This is a genomic window from Variovorax sp. GrIS 2.14, from assembly GCF_046115955.1.
Classification (GTDB): Bacteria; Pseudomonadota; Gammaproteobacteria; order Burkholderiales; family Burkholderiaceae_C; genus Variovorax.
In genome coordinates this window covers 56358-73257 of record NZ_JBJXIA010000015.1, presented here as the reverse complement: position 1 = coordinate 73257, position 16900 = coordinate 56358, and the positions used below count along the sequence as shown (strand labels likewise).

The window sequence follows — 16900 nt, the reverse complement described above, 5'->3', positions numbered from 1 at the left end:
GCTGCGGTCATTCGCCCCAGCTGAAAACGACACCGGCGCGCGTTTTCGTGGCGTCGATCAGGCGCGCATTGGGTTCGTCGGTGCCGGCGACCCAGGCGAGTGCCGCTTCGTGGCTGCGGCCGAACTGCCGGTGTCGCTGCACGAGTCGATCGTTTCGCAGCCCGTCGTCGACATCGACGAACCAGACTTCGTCGAGCAGCTCCGCGACGCCGGCCCAGCCGCCCTGGTCGTGCAGCAGGTAGTTGCCTTCGGTGATGACCAGTTGCGTTTTGGCATGAACCGCGATAGCGCCGGCAATCGGCTCTTCGAGGTCGCGGCGAAACTCCGGCGCATAGACGATCTCGCCCTTGTCTTGCTGACGCAGCCGCTGCAACAAGCTCAGGTAGCCACCCGTATCGAAGGTGTCCGGCGCGCCTTTTCTGTCGGCGCGACCGAGGCGCCGCAGCTCGATGTTGGCGAGGTGGAAGCCGTCCATGGGCACCACTTGCGACAGCGCTGCGAACTCGCGTTGCAACGCGACGGCCAGCGTGGACTTGCCGGCACCCGGCGGGCCGACGAGTCCCAGTATTTTTCGTTGCCCGTCGGCCAGCAGGTCTTGCACACGCTCCAGGAAACGCTGTGGCACGGAAACCGAAGGAGGAGCAGATGGCATCGTGGGGGTCGCTGTCGACATCGTGAATCCTTATCGAAAAACGCTCAGTGCCCCAAAACGCGCAGGCCCAGCAAAACGACAACGATAACAACCAGCAGCCCGGTGGTGCACTGCCAGAACCGCACTGGGTGTCTTTCGATGAGTGGCAAGGTCCGCGTTTGCAAAAACTCCTGTCCGGGCGCGCGAAGGTCGTGAGCGAATTCGGATACCGCCTCTTGCCGCTTCGCGGGATTGGGGTGCAGTGCCTTTTGCATCACGGCATCGATCCATGCGGGCAGGTCGGGCCGAAAGTGGCGCACCGGCAGGTAGCGCAACCGAGCGACGTCGGCAGGTGAACGGACCCGCGATGCGTGCAGGCCGTACGGCAATTGCCCCGTGAGCATCTGGTAGGCGATGACGGCCAGGGAAAACAGATCGGAGCGAACGCTGCCGCCATGGCCGACGAAGTATTCGGGCGCCGTGTACTGCAAGGTTCCGACGATGGCGAGTGCATCGCGCGCGCCGGCACTCTCGGCCAAGCCCGCCACGTGGGCCGAAGCGAGGTCGATGATCTTGACCGTGCCGGTGCGGTCGATCATCACGTTTTCGGGGCGAAGGTCCTGGTGCAGCATCTCCCGGCCATGCAGCGCTTGCAGCCCCAGCGCCAGTTGCTCGATGAGGCCGCGCACGCTGTCCAGGCTCGGCTTCGGGTGGTCGACCATCCACTGCGCCAGCGTCTGGCCTTCGACGTATTCCATCGCGACGTACAGATGGTCGCGCGGCCGGTCGATGGCGCTCGCCTTCAGCACATGCGGGCTGTCGACGCGCCGCGCCACCCACTCTTCGAGCACGAAGCGATCGAGATAGTCGGTGTCCTCGCGCATGTCGACAGAAGGCAGCTTGAGCACCACTTGCTGCCCGGTGGCGTCGTCTACCGCAAGGTGTACGTGGCTGCGCGCACTCACCTGCAGTTCGCGCACGAGCGTAAAGCCTTCGAAGCGTGCCCGTGGCGCCAGCGGCGGCGATATGGCAAGGGCCTGCCGCTGCGACTGCAGCTGCGCGGCGTCGGCGGCCGGGAGTTCGTCGATGCGCAACAGCTGCACGGTGGCATCGTCGTCGCTGCCCTTGTCCCGTGCTGCAGTCGCCAGCAGCCGAGCCGCTTCGTCGAAGTCGTCGCCGCATCGGGCGAGCGCGTCGTGCACGGCTTCCGCGTCCAGATGGGCATAGGCGCCATCGGTCGCCAGCAAGTAGATCTCGCCGACCTCGGCGGCCCAGTCGCTGTAGTCGATGTCGACGTTCGAGTCGGCGCCCAGTGCCCGCCCCAGGTACGACTCGACCGACGACAGGTGAACGCGATGGTCCTCGGTGAGTTGCTCCAGCGCGTGCGGATGCAGCCGATAGATGCGTGCGTCGCCAACGTGCAGCATGTGCACGTCGCGGCCCTTGAAGATGAGCGCGCTGAAGGTGCAGACATAGCCGCTGTCTTTGTCGAAGCGGGCGTCGCTGCGCATCGTCTGCGCGTGCAGCCACGAGTTGGTGGCGCTCAGTACGCGTTGGGCCGAGCGGCGCACCGACCAGGCATCGGAGGTCGCGTAGTAGTCGTCGAGAAAGCCGCGCACAGCCGCCGCGCTCGCGACCTGGCTGACGCGGCTGGAGCCGATGCCGTCGGCCATCGCCACCGCGATGCCTTTGGACGTTCGCAGCGAGCCCTCCGGCAGCATTGCACCATGAAAGTCCTGGTTGACTGACTTGGTACCGGTCAGCGAATGCTGACCGAGCGTGACCCGCAATGTTTTGCGCAAGCGAGGCTTCAGCGCAAGACGCGCTTGGGTGCGGTCTTGTAGTGGGTAGCGTAGAGCGTCAGGCCGACAAAGGTCAGTCCGCCGACCAGGTTGCCCAGCACCGTCGGGATCTCGTTCCAGATCAGGTAGTCCAGCAGCGTGAACTTGCCACCCAGCATCAGGCCGGTGGGGAACAGGAACATGTTCACGACCGAGTGCTCGAAGCCCATGTAGAAGAAGATCATGACCGGCATCCACATGCCGATGGCCTTGCCCGACACGGTGGTCGACATCATGGCGGCGACGACGCCGGTCGAGACCATCCAGTTGCACATCACGCCGCGAATGAACAGCGTCAGCATGCCGGAGGCGCCGTGTGCGGCATACCCCAGCGTGCGGGCCTCACCGATGCCGCCGAGCTTGGCGCCGATGACGTTGGGCGCCTCGCTGAAGCCGAAGGTGAAGATGATCGCCATGAACACCGCGACCGTCAGCGCGCCGGCAAAGTTGCCGACGAACACCAGACCCCAGTTGCGCAGCACGCCGGCCCACGTGGCACCGGGGCGCTTATCGAGCACGGCCAAGGGTGCCAGCGTGAACACACCGGTCAGCAGGTCGAAGCCCATCAGGTACAGCATGATGAAGCCGACCGGAAACAGCATCGCGCCGACCAGCGCGTTGCCGGTGTTGACGGTGATGCTGACCGCGAAGGCCGCTGCCAGCGCCAGGATGGCACCGGCCATGTAGGAGCGAATCAGCGTGTCGCGCGTCGACATCAGCAGCTTGGATTCACCGGCATCGACCATCTTGGTCACGAACTCGGCGGGGGCTAGATAGGCCATGGGATTCCTTGAAGCAGAGAGAAAGAAAAATAACGAGAAGAGATCGGGCGGGCGATGCGCTCAGGCCAATGCGACTTGCACGCGCCCCTGTTCGATACGCACCGCATGCGCGCGCACCGAGTACTCCGGGGATTCGATGCATTCGCCGTTGCGCAGGTCGAAGTGGTTCTTGTAGAGCGGCGACGCGACGACGATGCGATCGCCCAGGCTGCCCACCAGCCCGCGCGACAGCACGCTGGCCCGCGACTTGGGGTCGACGTTGTCGATCGCGAAGAACTGCCCTGCCTGGCCGATGTGGAAGATCGCGACATGCACGCCGTCGACCAGCGCGCACACGCCGGTGTCGGGCAGGATGTCGGTGGCCGCGCACACGGCAGTCCAGTGGAAAGTTTCAGTGGTCATGGTGAGATGTCCTCGGATGTTCAGGCGCTGGCGGTGGCGGTGGAGTTGGCGGCGGAGGTTTCGGCCTCCGCTTTGCGCTCTTCGGCACGGGCCGGCCGGATCTGGCCGCGCTCTTCGACGAACACGATGTGCTCGTCCTTCTTGTCGCTGTTGACGAAGGAGCGAAAGCGCTGGCGCGTGGCCGGGTCGTTGACGGCCGTCTTCCACTCGCACTGGTAGGTGTCGACCACGTGCTGCATCTCGGCTTCGAGTTGGGCGCCGAGCCCCAGCGTGTCCAGAATGAGCACGTCCTTCAGGTAGTCGAGCCCACCTTCGAGGTTGTCGCGCCAGGTGCTGGTGCGCTGCAGCCGGTCGGCGGTGTGCACGTAGAACATCAAAAAGCGGTCGACCAGCCTGACCAGCTCGGCCTTGCTCAGGTCGGACGCGATCAACTCCGCGTGGCGCGGCTTCATGCCGCCGTTGCCGCACACATAGAGGTTCCAGCCCTTTTCGGTGGCGATGATGCCGACGTCCTTGCTCTGTGCTTCGGCGCATTCGCGGGTGCAACCCGACACGCCGAACTTGATCTTGTGCGGCGTGCGCAGACCCTTGTAGCGGTTCTCCAGTTCGATCGCCATGCCCATGCTGTCGTCCACGCCGTAGCGGCACCAGGTCGAGCCGACGCAGCTCTTCACCGTGCGCAACGACTTGCCATAAGCATGGCCTGACTCGAAGCCGGCCGCGATCAGTTCTTCCCAGATCGGCGGCAGCTGTTCGACGCGCGCACCGAACAAATCCACGCGCTGGCCGCCCGTGATCTTGGTGTACAGGCCGTACTTCTTTGCGACCTGGCCGACGGCGATCAGGCCATCGGCCGTGACCTCGCCGCCGGGCATGCGCGGCACCACCGAATAACTGCCGTCCTTCTGGATGTTTCCAAGGAAATAGTCGTTGCTGTCCTGCAGGCTCGCCAAGTCTTTCTTCAAGACGAAGTCGTTCCAGCACGACGCGAGGATGCTGGCTGCGGTCGGCTTGCAGATATCGCAACCCAGGCCCTTGCCGTGTTGGGCCAGCAGATCACCGAAGGTCTTGATCTCGCCGACGCGCACCAGGTGATACAGCTCCTGGCGCGAATACGCGAAGTGCTCGCACAGATGGTTGTTGACCGCCATGCCGCGCTTTGCCATCTCCATCTTCATGACCTGCGTGACCAGCGGCACGCAGCCGCCGCAAGAAGCGCCAGCCTTGGTGCAGGCCTTCATGCCGGCGGCGGTGCTGACGCCCTCGCCCACCGCCGCGCAGATCTGACCCTTGCTGACGTCGTTGCACGAGCAGATCTGCGCGCTGTCGGGCAGCGCCTCCACGCCGAGCCCGGGCCTGGCCTTGCCGTCGCTCGACGGGAGGATCAAGAACTCCGGATCGGCCGGCAACGTGATGCCGTTGAGCGCGAGTTGCAGCAGGGTGCCGTACTCGGCGGCATCGCCGACCAGCACCGCGCCCAGCAGTTGCTTGCCGTCTTCGCTGACCACGATCTTCTTGTAGATCTGCTTGTGCTCGTTGATGTACTGGTAGGCGCGCGACTTGGGCGTCTTGCCGTGCGCGTCGCCGATGCTCGCCACGTCCACGCCCATCAGCTTGAGCTTGGTGCTCATGTCGGCGCCGGTAAAGGCGGCGTCGTCCTGCCCGGCGATGTGCTTGGCGGCCACGCGCGCCATGTCGTAGCCCGGTGCCACCAGGCCGAAGGTCTGGTCGTTCCACGCCGCGCATTCGCCGATGGCGTAGACGTTGCGGTCGCTGGTGCGGCAATGGGTGTCGACCGCGATGCCGCCCCGCGCGCCGATCGCCAGCACGCTCTGCCGCGCCAATTCGTCGCGCGGACGAATGCCTGCGGAGAACACGATCATGTCGGTCTCCAGATAGGTGCCGTCGGCGAACACCATGCGGTGCCGTGCGGTCGCGCCGTCGACGATCTCGACCGTGTTGCGGCCGGTGTGCACGTGCAGGCCGAGCGCCTCGATGCTGTTGCGCAACGCGCGGCCACCGCCCTCGTCGACCTGCACCGCCATCAGGCGCGGGGCGAATTCGACGACGTGCGTTTCCAGGCCCATGTCGCGCAGCGCCTTGGCGCATTCGAGTCCCAGCAAGCCGCCGCCCACGACCACGCCGGTCTTTGAGCGGGCGCCACATTCCTTCATCGCTTCCAGGTCTTCGATGGTGCGATAGACAAAACAGTTGGGGCGGTCGCGGCCGGGCACCGGTGGCACGAAGGGCGACGACCCCGTGGCCAGCACCAGCTTGTCGTAGTGCACCACCTCGCCGTCGGCGGTGGTGACGGTGTTGTCGCGGCGCTCGATGGCCACTGCGCGAGCCGCCAGTCGCAAGGTGAAGCCGGTGCGCTCGAAGAAGCCCGGCTCGACCAGAGACAGATCTTCAGCCGTCTTGCCGGCAAAAAATTCAGAGAGATGAACCCGGTCGTAGGCCGGGCGCGGCTCCTCGCACAACACCGTGACCTGTGCATCGGCGATACCGAGCGCATGGAGCTGTTCGAGAAATTTGTGGCCCACCATGCCGTGGCCAATCACTGCGATTTTCATGTCGTGTCCTGCACGCAGCCGGTCCGGTGAAAGGGAGCGGTGGCCGACGCTGTCAGGACAGAGTCGACACGGCCCCCGCTCGCTGGATGCGGATGCAAATCGGGTTGGAACAGACGAACAGTCGAGCATCGATGCTCTCAGTTCGTTCGGATCCCGCCGCCATTGGCGGAGGCAATATGTTGGCCGCGGCGACGGTGCCGTCGGAACACTGATGGACATCACGCAACATCCATGCCGGCCTTTTTGCGCGATGAGTCTTCTGAATGCCGAAGGCATGCGCTGTTCTGGCGCGTGAATCCTTGGTTTGGTGCACCGGACAACTTGGCAGGAACTCGTTTGGCGTGCGACAACATCGGCAAAATGCGCAGCTCGATAGCTCAAAAGGAATGACTGTGACTCCGACGACCCGGCCTCTTGCCCCCTTGACCACTCCGAACGCTTCGACCACTTCATCCATGTCGGCGATGACCGTGGCCGCCGCCATCCTGGCGCTCTGCGCAGGTTGCGGCACGCGCTCGCCGGCACCTGCCAACGCGCCTGCATCGACTGCGCAGGCTGCAGCTGCACCAGCGCCCGCCCGCGCCGCGCCAGTGAAGCCAGTGCGCGAAGGCATTGAATACGCAGCGCTGTCGGACCTCATCGGTGAAGGCACCGGCAAGCAGGTGAAGCAGGACCTGGTCGGCAAGTCGGTCAGCGTCGACCTTGCCAAAGCCACCGGGCACAACGTGCCTGCAGGCGCGTATGCGGTCGACAGCACCGACCAGACCTTTTTCGTGTGCCGATCGGTCGCGCCCGGCTACACGGGCGGCGCCGTCACCGCCAAGGTCCGCGACTACCGCTATCTGCCCCGAAGCAAACAGAAGATCGTCGACCTCGACCGCTGCGCACCTGAAGTCGCTGCAGTCGCCGCGCCGATTGCGGCCGCGCCAGCGCCTGCTGCTGCGGCGGCCGCAGCGCCTGCGCCCTACGCTGGAGGCGCCAAGCCCGGCATCGATGCCAAGGGGAACGTGACGGACTCGTCCAAGGTCGAGGCCGGCAGCGGTCGCACGGTCAAGGGCTTGAACGACTACGAAGGCGAAATCACCGGCAACCCGGCACCCGGCAGCAAGTTCACCAAGCTCCAGATCGGAATGCCCTTGCGACAGGTCACGGACCTCGCTGGCCCGCCGACCGACCAGGGCGCCTACATGACCGGCAAGGCCTGGATTCCGTTCTATTTCGGCGCCGACCGTCATCGCTTCGAAATGACCTACAAGGGTCAGGGCCGACTGATTTTTGCCGGCGGCGGCATGGGCGATTTCTCTAGTGGCTATCTGATCTGGATCATCCACAACCCCAACGAAGCGGGCTACCGCTAGTCGGCACGCCGGCGCACCGGCCATGGCCGCAGTAGTACAAAAGGCCAAGGAAGCGCAGGACTACGCGGGTCAACGCCTGAAGCAATCTTTTGGGATGTAAGGGCGTTTTCCTGCACGGTCCGTGGCACGCGTCTGTCCTGGGGGCTGCATCGCGCGACTGAAGATTGCGTCCATGCAAACGAAGGAGCAAACCATGACTCAGTCCGATGACATCGTCGTGCCGACAAATCCCGGCCAGGCGGTCGATGTGACCCAGATCGCTGCGGTAGAGCAATGGACCCAGCGGCTCGGGGTAACCGAGGAGGCGCTGCGTCTTGCAGTGGCCGAAGTCGGCACATCCGCAGAAGAAGTGCGAACGCATCTCGGCGTGAGCTGAGCCAAGCGCCGTCGCGCTGCGCGAAGCAGGGCTTCATTGATCGCTCGCGGTCAGTGAAGCTCGATGCGCCACCACGGCGGCAACAGGCACTGCACCTCGGGCAGCGCGAACCGATCGTCGAGCAGATACAACACGCCCGCATCCTGCTCGGTGCGAATCACGCGGCCCGCCGCCTGCACGACCTTGCGCAGGCCGGGATAGAGGTACGTGTATTCATAGCCCTGCCCGAAGCGCTCCTGCATCCGCTCGCGCATCACGTCGTTCAATTCGTTGTGCTGCGGCAGTCCGAGACTCGCAATGAAGGCGCCGACCAGACGCTCGCCGGGCAGGTCGATTCCTTCACCGAAAGCGCCTCCCAGCACAGCAAAGCCGATGCCTTGCCCACCGGCGACAAAGCGCGCGACGAAGGCTTCGCGTTCAGACTCCCGCATGCCACGCGACTGCGCCCACATCGGCACGTCGGGATAGCGCGCGGCCATCGCATCGCACGCACTGTCCAGGTAGTCGAAGCTGCTGAAGAAAGCCAGGTAGTTGCCGGGTCGTTGCTGGTACTGCGCCGCGATGATCTTCGTCAGCCGCTCCAGCGATCGATCGCGGTCACGGTAGCGCGTCGAGATCTGCATTGCCACGCGCACCGTGAGCTGGTGCGTTTGAAACGGCGAGCCGACATCGAGATGTGCGGTGCCTTGCGGCATGCCGAGTGCATCACGATAGAACGCGAAAGGCGCGATCGTTCCGGAAAAGCACGCGACAGACAGCGCACGTTCGAAGCGCGGCTTCAGGAAATACGCCGGGATCAGGTTGCGGATCGCGAAACCGCAGGGGCCGTCAGGATGTGCATCGATCGTGCTTTCAAGTACCGAGTGCTCGCCGAACTCATCAGACAGACGTACGAAGCGAAGCATGTCGAAGAAGAACGGCTGCATCGGGCCGTTGGCCTCGGCCGGGTGATCCGCGAAGTGGTCGGACATGGCGCCGATGGCTTCCTGTAGCGCGCGATGCAGGCGTTCTGGAATCTGGTCGCGGATGGCGTACGGCGTAAAGGCGGATGGCGTCGCGCCGCGCTGCGCCAGCTGCAGCGAATCCCACTCGCGCTCCAGCTTGTCGAGCGCCTGCTTGATGTGACGCGGTGCCACGCGCAGCGCAACGGCGAGCGCGGCGCTGTCGAGCTCGGACGAGTACATGCTGCGCGCCCGCTCTATCAGGTTATGTGCCTCGTCGACCAGGACCGCGGCGCGCCACTCTTCGTCGATCATGAGCGCGTACAGGAACGCACTGCCGTCGAAGTAGTAGTTGTAGTCGGCGACCACGACATCGCTCCACCGCACCAGTTCCTGCGCCAGAAAGTACGGGCACACGCGGTGCGCCGACGCGACGTTTCGCACCGTTTCGCGGTTCAGCAATGACTGCCCTACCGCCTCGCTGCGTGCTGCCGGCAAGCGGTCGTAGAAGCCGGCCGCCAAGGGGCACGCGTCGCCGTTGCATGCGCGGCCCGGGTACTCGCAGACCTTCTCTCGCGCGGCGAGTTCGAGCACCCGCAACGTGGGGCAGTCTTTGCGCAGCACGCGCAGCGAGTCGAGCGCCACGGCACGGCCGGAGGTCTTCGCGGTCAGGAAGAACAGCTTGTCGGTGCGATGCGCGGTCCAGCCTTTCAGCAAGGGAAAGAGCGTGGCAATCGTCTTGCCGATACCGGTCGGTGCTTGCGCGATCAGGCAACGCTCGGCCGCGGCGGCGCGGTAGACGCCTTCTGCCAGTTCACGCTGACCGGGTCGAAAGCCGGCGTGCGGAAACGCGAGAGACGACAGGTCACGCGCCAGCGCAGCGCGATGCAAAGACTCCTGCCACGCCCATGCCATGAAGCGACTGCAAAGCGCCTCGAATTCAACTTGCAGATCGGCGCGCGTGCGCTGTTCTTCAAGCACGGTTTCGTCGCCGCTATGGATGTCGAGGTAGACCAGCGCGACCGTGATGTGGGCCAGCGCGTGCTTCTCGCACAGCATTGCGGCATAGGTGCGGGCCTGGGCCCAATGCAACGCGCGGTGATTGCCCTTGATCGCGTCGAACTCCCCGCGAAACGTCTTGATCTCTTCGACACGGCCCAGCTCGGCATCGAAGCCATCGGCACGACCCCGCACCCGCAGGCCGCCGAAGCTCGAAGACAGCGAAACCTCGCCCTGGAACCCCGGCCCGCGCCGTGATTGAACGAGGTGATGGCCGGCGATGCCTTCCTGCGCGCTGGGCGCGGGCGCGAAGCGCAAGTCGAGATCGCCGGCCTTGGCGGCGAAGGCGCACAGCGACTTGACGGACACCGTGAGGTCGAGCGCCGGACGTGGCGGCGTCGCTACGTCAGCAGGGAGGGAGTCGGACAGGAGCGCCATGCAAGCAACAGGCCCTGGTCAACGGACCGAAGGCAGCGTTGCGCAGTCGGTCAGCGGAACCTGAAGATCTTCTTCGAAGCCCGGAACCGGCTGCGCCTTGGCCAGCGCCATCCAGACTGCGAACGGCATGCGGGCCTGCGAGCGATGCACCACCGCACGCGCCACCACGAGTCGATCGTTTTCAAGCATCAGCACGCCGCATTCGACAGGGATTTCGTCGGCAGAACCGATCGGCCGCCCGCGCGCGTCGCAGCCCAAAACGTACCAGCACTCGCCACCCAGATCGAGGTAGGCCGCGCGCTTGTCGGGCTTCTTCAGGTCCGACAGAAGATCGGAGCGACGCACCTTGATTTCGTGAACGATCGGTTGGGCATACGCCTCGACGCTGGTGTTGCGGATCGAAAAAACATCGGGCCGCGCGATGCACCAGCGATGCGGGTCGCCTTCGTTGGTGCCCGCCAGCCGTGCACGCAAACTCAGGTTGCGCCAGGCGATGCGGCCAGCGCGCGTCATCTCGCGCGCCACACGCTCGACCAGCGCCTCGTGCGCCGACAGCGCCGCGCGGTTGACGACGAGCGATGCGGCGATGTGCGCGATGCCGCGGTCGGTGACGCGCAATGTTTCATACCCCAGCGCCGACCGCACGCGCTCCAGCAAACCCGCAGCGAGCAGATCGACCTCGATCGCATCGCAACACGGCCAGCCGGAAGATCGGTACACATCGCGCAAGCGACGCGCGTGGGTGCGGCTAAGCACGATGTCGCCCGGAAGCGAGTCGACAGGTACTTCGTGAGCGATGGATTCGGCCAGCATGGTGCGAGATGAATGGCGTTGATTGGTCAATGGAAATCTCTGCTTTTGTTTTGCCCTGCGAGTCGGCCGAGCCACGGCGTCAAGTCCTTGAAGCCTTGCGCCAGCAAATGCCGCACGTTGCCGCCGCTGGCCACGTCGCGCTGCCACACGCCCTTGACGGCGAGCAGCTTGGACTTCAACAACGGTTCGCGCTGTTCTTCGACCAGGTCGTTCCAGACGATCACGTTGACGATGCCGGTCTCATCTTCGAGCGAGACGAAGATGGTGCCCTTGGCGGTTTGCGGACGCTGCCGCATGGTGACGATGCCACAGGCACGCACCACCCGGCCGTGCGGCAGGTCGTGCAGCTCGGCCGCACTCAGCAACTTCAGGCGCGCCATGCGGGGCCGCAGCAGCGCCAGCGGATGGCGCCGCAGCGTGAGGTTCATGGATGCGTAGTCGCCGACGATCTCTTCGCCTTCAGTGCCGGGCGGCAGCAGCAAAGGCGTTTCGTGGATCGGCACGCCCTTGAGCAAGGCCGGCGCGCGACGCTGCGCCGTGGCATCCCATACCTGCTGGCGGCGATGGCCCGACAAGGCCATCAACGAGTCGGATGCCGCCAGCGCGGCCATGTCGCGCGCGTCGAGGTCGGCACGCACTGCGAGGTCTTCAGTGCTGGTGAACGGGGCGAATGCGCGGGCCTGGAGAAGGCGATGGGCACCGGCTGCACTGAGACTGCCGATGCGGCGCAGGCCCAGCCGCACTGCTGGATGATTTTGCTTTGCGGGATGGCCGCTCTGTTCCGTCACCACAGGCTCCAACGTGCTGTCCATCTCACTCACCGTCACATCCACCGGCCGCACCTCGACCCCATGGCGCTGCGCGTCCTGCACCAGTTGCGAGGCCGAGTAAAAACCCATCGGCTGCGAGTCGAGCATGGCGGCCAGAAAGCAGGTCGGCTCGTAGCATTTGAGCCAGCTGCTGACGGCCACCAGCAACGCGAAGCTGGCCGCGTGGCTCTCCGGAAAGCCATATTCACCGAAGCCTTTGACCTGACTGAAGATGGCCTCGGCAAAGGGCCGGTCGTAGCCGTTGTCGACCATGCCGTCGATCAGCTTGTTCTGGAACTTCTCGATGTGGCCGGTGTGCTTCCAGGCCGCCATGGCACGCCGCAAGGCATCGGCTTCGTCGGGGGTGAAGCGCGCCGCGATCATTGCGATCTGCATCACCTGCTCCTGAAAAATCGGTACGCCCAGGGTCCGGCCTAGAGCCTTCTTGAGATCGGGATACTTGTATTCGATCTCTTCGCCACGGCGCAGCTTCTCGCGGTTCTTCAGGTACGGATGCACCATGCCGCCCTGGATCGGTCCGGGCCGCACGATAGCCACCTCGATCACCAGGTCGTAGAAGCAACGCGGCTGCAGGCGCGGCAGCATCGACATCTGCGCGCGACTCTCGATCTGGAACACACCGACGGTGTCGGCCGCGCAGATCATGTCGAACACCTTCGGGTCGTCGTTGGGGATCTGATGCATTTCCAGCGAGCTGCCACGCCACTGGTTCGTGAAGTCGAGCCCGCGCCGGATGGCACTCAGCATGCCAAGCGCCAGCACGTCGACCTTGAGCATGCCCATGGCTTCGAGATCGTCTTTTTCCCACTGGATGATCGAGCGGTCTTTCATGGACGCCTTCTCGACCGGCACCAGCCGGGTGAGCTTGGTGTGGGTCAGCACGAAGCCGCCGACGTGCTGGCTCAGGTGGCGCGGAAAACCCTTGAGTTCATTCGTGAGCTCGAGCCATTGCGCCAGCTTGCGCGGCGGCTCGCGCACGCCCGAGCGCTCCATCGCCTGGGCCAGATGCTGGTCGAGGATGGTGGTGTCGAACCAGTAATGGTCCTTGGCGAATTCGTCGACCAGCCGCTCGTCGACACCCATCGCCTTGCCGACATCACGCAAGGCGCTGCGGGAGCGATAGCAGATCACCACCGCGGCGATGGCGGCACGCTCGCGGCCGTATTTGTCGTAGATGTACTGGATGACTTCTTCGCGCCGCTGGTGCTCGAAGTCGACGTCGATGTCGGGCGGCTCGTTGCGCTCGCGGCTCAAGAAACGCTCGAACAACAGATGGCCGACCATCGGGTTGATGGCGGTGACGCCCAGGCAATAACACACCGCCGAGTTGGCAGATGAGCCGCGACCCTGGCACAGTATTTTTTGTTCGTTGGCAAAGCGGACGATGTCTTCCACGGTGAGAAAGAACATCTCGTATCGCTTCTCCTCGATGAGTGCGAGTTCGTGCTCGATCTGCTTTTTCACCGACGCGGGAACGCCCTGCGGATAGCGTCCTGCCGCGCCTTCCCAAGTTTTGCGCGCGAGCGTTTGCGCCGGCGTCTCGCCGTTGCCGAGCAGCTCCAGCGGGTACGCGTAGTGCTTCTTGATTTCGTCCGGGTCGAAGCGGCAGCGGTCCATCACCACCAGCGTGTTGGCCAGTAATTCCGGCGGGTACAAGTCGACCAGCCGCAAGCGTGGGCGCAGATGCCGCTCGGCATTGGACTGCAGCGCGAAGCCGCATTCGGCCACGCTCCTGCCCTCGCGGATTGCAGTGACCACATCGTGCAGTGGCTTGCGCGACCGCTTGTGCATGTGCACGTCGCCAGCCGCGACCAACGGTACGCCGGTGGCTTGGCTGACCTGCTCGAGCGTGAGCAGCCACAGGTCGTCGTCCATCTCGTTGAGCAGTTCGACGGCGATCCAGAGGTGGTCGCCGAACAAGGTTTGGGCGTGCGCGACGTCGGCCGATAAAGCGTCGACGTCGACCGTGCGATGCGGCGCAAGAAGGATTTCGCAGTGCTGCAGCGATGCGACCTCGCTTTCGGTCTTTTTTTCGTGGCCGACCTGAACTTCATCGCTGCCGCCCCCCGGCCATGTCACACGGTATTCGCCTTTGGGCGCGCTGGTGGTACGCGCTGCGGTGATGAATTCGCAGAGATTGCCCCAGCCTTCGAGGTCATGCGCAATCGCCACCAGCTTGAAACGGTCGAAGCCGAACTCGCTGCCGAAGAGCAGCCGGAAATCGGGGTTGCGCGTGAGCGGTGGTTCGTCGGCGTGCTCATGCTCGTAGTCGTCCAGCGCCTGCGGATGGTCGCGCAGGGCGACATGCGCCCGCACGATGCCGGCGACCGAGCATTCGTCGGTAATCGCCAGCGCCTTGTAGCCCAGGTGATAGGCCTGGGTGACCAGCTCTTCCGGTCGGGAGGCACCGCGCTGAAAGCTGAAGTTGGTGAGGCAATGCAGCTCGGCGTAGTCGGGCAGCGTTGGTAACGTAGATAACTCTGGCGGCTGTTTCGGTGGCAGTGGATGCAGCTTGGCCGGACGGCGCGCCATCAACTGTTTGTCGCTGAGTTCAGGCATAGATCCCCTGCAGGAACCAGCGCGTTTCATTCGTTCCGCGCAAGGCGGAAGTTCGCTCGCGATAAACCCAGACCAGACCGGCCTCGGGGCTCTCCGCGACGTAATAATCGCGCGCCATCGGCTCGCCGCCTTCGTTATGGTCGTCGGCCCACCACCCGCCTTCGAGCCGCTGCGGACCGACCAGTCGCCGCAACCGCCCGTGGTACCAGGGATGCCCGGCGCGTATTTCGAGGCGCAGCGGCTGGCGCAGCAGCCAGGGCGGAAAGGTACTTACGCCCTCTCCCCTGGGGGGAAGGCAGGGATGGGGGCTCCCCCCGCGACGGCCCGTAGCAAGCCCCCTCCGCAACGCCGGGCCCCACGCCTGCATCGCCTCCGGTCGATGGTCCGCCAGGGCCACCGGCACCTGCACCTGCTGCGCCCCCAAGCGCGCACTCAGCCGCTCCACCAGCTCGTGCAGCTTGTCGCCCTTGCGGTTGTCTTCAGGCAGGAAGCTCGTGCTCGCGCCGGCCCAGGGCGACGTGTCGAGCGAGCGCAAGCGCAACCAGCTCGCAGGCGCACCGAGCTGGGTCAGCGCCAGCCGCTCACTCATCAGTTTGCGCAGATGCGCCATGTCTTGCGTGGGCTCGGCGGTACGCACGGTGATGCTCTGATGCGGCGGCAGGTTCACCCCGTTGAAGCGTCTCAAATCGAGCGTCCATTCGAGTTCGAGCGCCAGCACGCCGCGCTGGCGCGCGCGCAGCCAGATCTGCAGTGCCGACAACAAGCGGTTGGCCGACCACATGAGTTCATGCGCGTTCTCGGCCAGCGCCGGCAGTTCGAGCTTCTGGTCGAACACATCGGGCAAGGTAAGCCACGTGTGCTTCTCTGGGCGCAAGCCCCACGCCATGTCGAGCGTCTCACGCAGCGTCGTGCCGAAGCGCCGCGAAAGACCGCCGCGCGGCAGCGCCGCCACGTCGCCCCAGGTGCGGCAGCCCATGCGCTCCAGCACGTCGAGATGCTCGCGTGCAGCCGTGAGCGCGCCGAGCGGCAAGGCGGCCGGCACATCGACGGGCGGCTTGTGGCCGCGCGCGAACAGCCGCAGCCGTGCCAGCGCGATCAAGCCATTGGCGCCCTGCACTTTCTGGATGCGCGTGCCGGGCGCCGGGTTCCAAGCGGTCATCAGGCGCATCAACGACTGCTGCCCGCCCCAGAGCCGCTCGCAGGCCGAGACTTCGAGCAGAAGCGCTTCGTCGAGCCATGTGACACGCGGCGTGAATTGCAGCGCCCACCAGCCGAGGGTTTCGATGGAAGGAGGCGCAGCGACAGGCGTGTCGGCGGCTGGCGCGCCAGGCATCGGTGCCGTTGCAGCCACAGGTGCCCTGTCTTCTTCAGGCTGCCACCGCAACGCGATCCATTGCATGCAATTGCCCCTCCTTCCTGCGCAAGTCCAGACGGACCACGGTCGTGCCGGGATTTGCTTCTTCTTGCGCGCCTTGCAGTTCTTGCATGCGCCGCTTGCGCCGCAACTGGCTGGCCGCCAGCAACGCCGTCATGCGCTCGCTGCGGGCGGGCAAAGTCAAGGGCATTGCCAGCGGCGGGCCACGGCGCTTCAGCAAATGGACATCCATCTGCCCGCCTTCTGCCGGAACCACCTGCAGCCGCAACCGCGCCGGTGAAGCCGACTGCGCCATGGATTCAGGCCTGAAGACGAACAACAGCCCCTCATGCTGTGCCGCAGCGAGTTGCAGCCTGCGCAACTCGCCCACGCGCGCCTGCGGCAACCACGCCAGAACGCCCGCCACGTCGGCGCAACGCAAGGCCTGCTCGCAAGCCCAGAGCCGTGCGGCAGACGCCTCGCTGCGCACCCACATCAGCGCCTCGACCGGCAACCCCGCGGCGGCGAGCGCCGGGCCGAAGGGCTCGTAAGGTGCGCCGATCAATACCACCGGCCCGCCCCGCGTTTCGACCGCGCGAGACAGCACCGGCAGCAGCAGTTGCCAGACATGCGCTTCAGGTGCCGCCTGCAGCACCTCGGTCATCGCGCCGATCGGCCAGCCGCCCCCCGGCAGCTCGGCGTCGAGCGCGGGGTGGCCGGTGCCGAGCACGGGCATGTCGGCGCTGCCCAGCTCGTCACCGCGCCAGACGTTCTGGCGCGCGGACGGGGAAAAGGAATCGAAGGAAGGGAGGCCCATGATGAATCGTTAACTGTATTTTTATACAGTATTCCGAAAACCCCAACCACTTCTTTGCAACACTCTCAGGCGATCATTGCCGGCACGATGCCAGATTCACTTACTCCGCCCTGCGATCCGTGCGAACTGCAGAGGGCAAGCCCAGCAACAGCGCTGCGCGGCTGGAAGGACACGGGCCGCGTGCGC

Annotated in this window: 12 protein-coding genes; 2 read left to right on the top strand and 10 right to left on the bottom strand. The window is 65.1% G+C overall.

The genetic code is table 11. The annotated features are described in order from the left end of the window. Window positions 1–7 precede the first annotated feature (7 nt). Genes RCH10_RS21080 through nirB form a run of 5 tightly spaced genes read right to left on the bottom strand, consistent with a single transcriptional unit; the run spans window position 8 to window position 6229 of the window. Window positions 8–673: a nucleoside/nucleotide kinase family protein gene (locus tag RCH10_RS21080; RefSeq protein ID WP_409053902.1), complete on the bottom strand. Its 666-nt coding sequence runs from the start codon at window positions 671–673 to the stop codon at window positions 8–10. Window positions 674–696: 23 nt separating this feature from the next. Further along, on the bottom strand, window positions 697–2433 hold the full coding sequence (locus tag RCH10_RS21075; protein WP_409053901.1) for a protein kinase domain-containing protein: 1737 nt from the start codon (window positions 2431–2433) through the stop codon (window positions 697–699). Between the two features lie 8 nt (window positions 2434–2441). Next, entirely contained in the window at window positions 2442–3254 is an 813-nt protein-coding gene (locus RCH10_RS21070) for a formate/nitrite transporter family protein (protein WP_323497561.1), read from the bottom strand. Between the two features lie 60 nt (window positions 3255–3314). Beyond that, complete coding sequence (gene nirD / locus RCH10_RS21065; RefSeq protein WP_409053900.1) at window positions 3315–3656, bottom strand: nitrite reductase small subunit NirD; 342 nt, start codon at window positions 3654–3656, stop codon at window positions 3315–3317. 20 nt (window positions 3657–3676) lie between these two features. After that, complete coding sequence (nirB, locus tag RCH10_RS21060; RefSeq protein ID WP_409053899.1) at window positions 3677–6229, bottom strand: nitrite reductase large subunit NirB; 2553 nt, start codon at window positions 6227–6229, stop codon at window positions 3677–3679. A gap of 422 nt (window positions 6230–6651) precedes the next feature. On the opposite strand from nirB, the gene RCH10_RS21055 reads away from it, so the two are divergent. After that, on the top strand, window positions 6652–7587 hold the full coding sequence (locus RCH10_RS21055; protein WP_409053898.1) for a hypothetical protein: 936 nt from the start codon (window positions 6652–6654) through the stop codon (window positions 7585–7587). 193 nt (window positions 7588–7780) lie between these two features. Next, window positions 7781–7963: a DUF3606 domain-containing protein gene (locus RCH10_RS21050; protein ID WP_323497557.1), complete on the top strand. Its 183-nt coding sequence runs from the start codon at window positions 7781–7783 to the stop codon at window positions 7961–7963. A gap of 50 nt (window positions 7964–8013) precedes the next feature. On the opposite strand, the gene RCH10_RS21045 is transcribed toward RCH10_RS21050, so the two are convergent. From RCH10_RS21045 to imuA, 5 genes are read right to left on the bottom strand one after another with little or no spacing between them, the layout of a single operon-like run. Beyond that, on the bottom strand, window positions 8014–10341 hold the full coding sequence (locus RCH10_RS21045) for an ATP-dependent DNA helicase (protein ID WP_409053897.1): 2328 nt from the start codon (window positions 10339–10341) through the stop codon (window positions 8014–8016). 18 nt (window positions 10342–10359) lie between these two features. Further along, the gene (locus tag RCH10_RS21040; RefSeq protein WP_409053896.1) at window positions 10360–11154 is read right to left on the bottom strand and encodes a hypothetical protein; all 795 of its coding nucleotides are present in this window, start codon (window positions 11152–11154) and stop codon (window positions 10360–10362) included. Between the two features lie 26 nt (window positions 11155–11180). Further along, window positions 11181–14543, bottom strand: coding sequence for an error-prone DNA polymerase (locus RCH10_RS21035; RefSeq protein WP_409053895.1), 3363 nt, complete (start codon window positions 14541–14543; stop codon window positions 11181–11183). Beyond that, window positions 14536–15942 (bottom strand): DNA polymerase Y family protein, encoded by a 1407-nt coding sequence (locus tag RCH10_RS21030; protein WP_323497554.1) that lies wholly within the window; start codon window positions 15940–15942, stop codon window positions 14536–14538. Before RCH10_RS21030 ends, RCH10_RS21035 begins: the two co-directional genes overlap by 8 nt. Further along, the gene (gene imuA, locus RCH10_RS21025) at window positions 15911–16714 is read right to left on the bottom strand and encodes a translesion DNA synthesis-associated protein ImuA (protein WP_409053894.1); all 804 of its coding nucleotides are present in this window, start codon (window positions 16712–16714) and stop codon (window positions 15911–15913) included. The genes RCH10_RS21030 and imuA overlap by 32 nt, the downstream gene beginning before the upstream one ends. Window positions 16715–16900 lie beyond the last annotated feature (186 nt).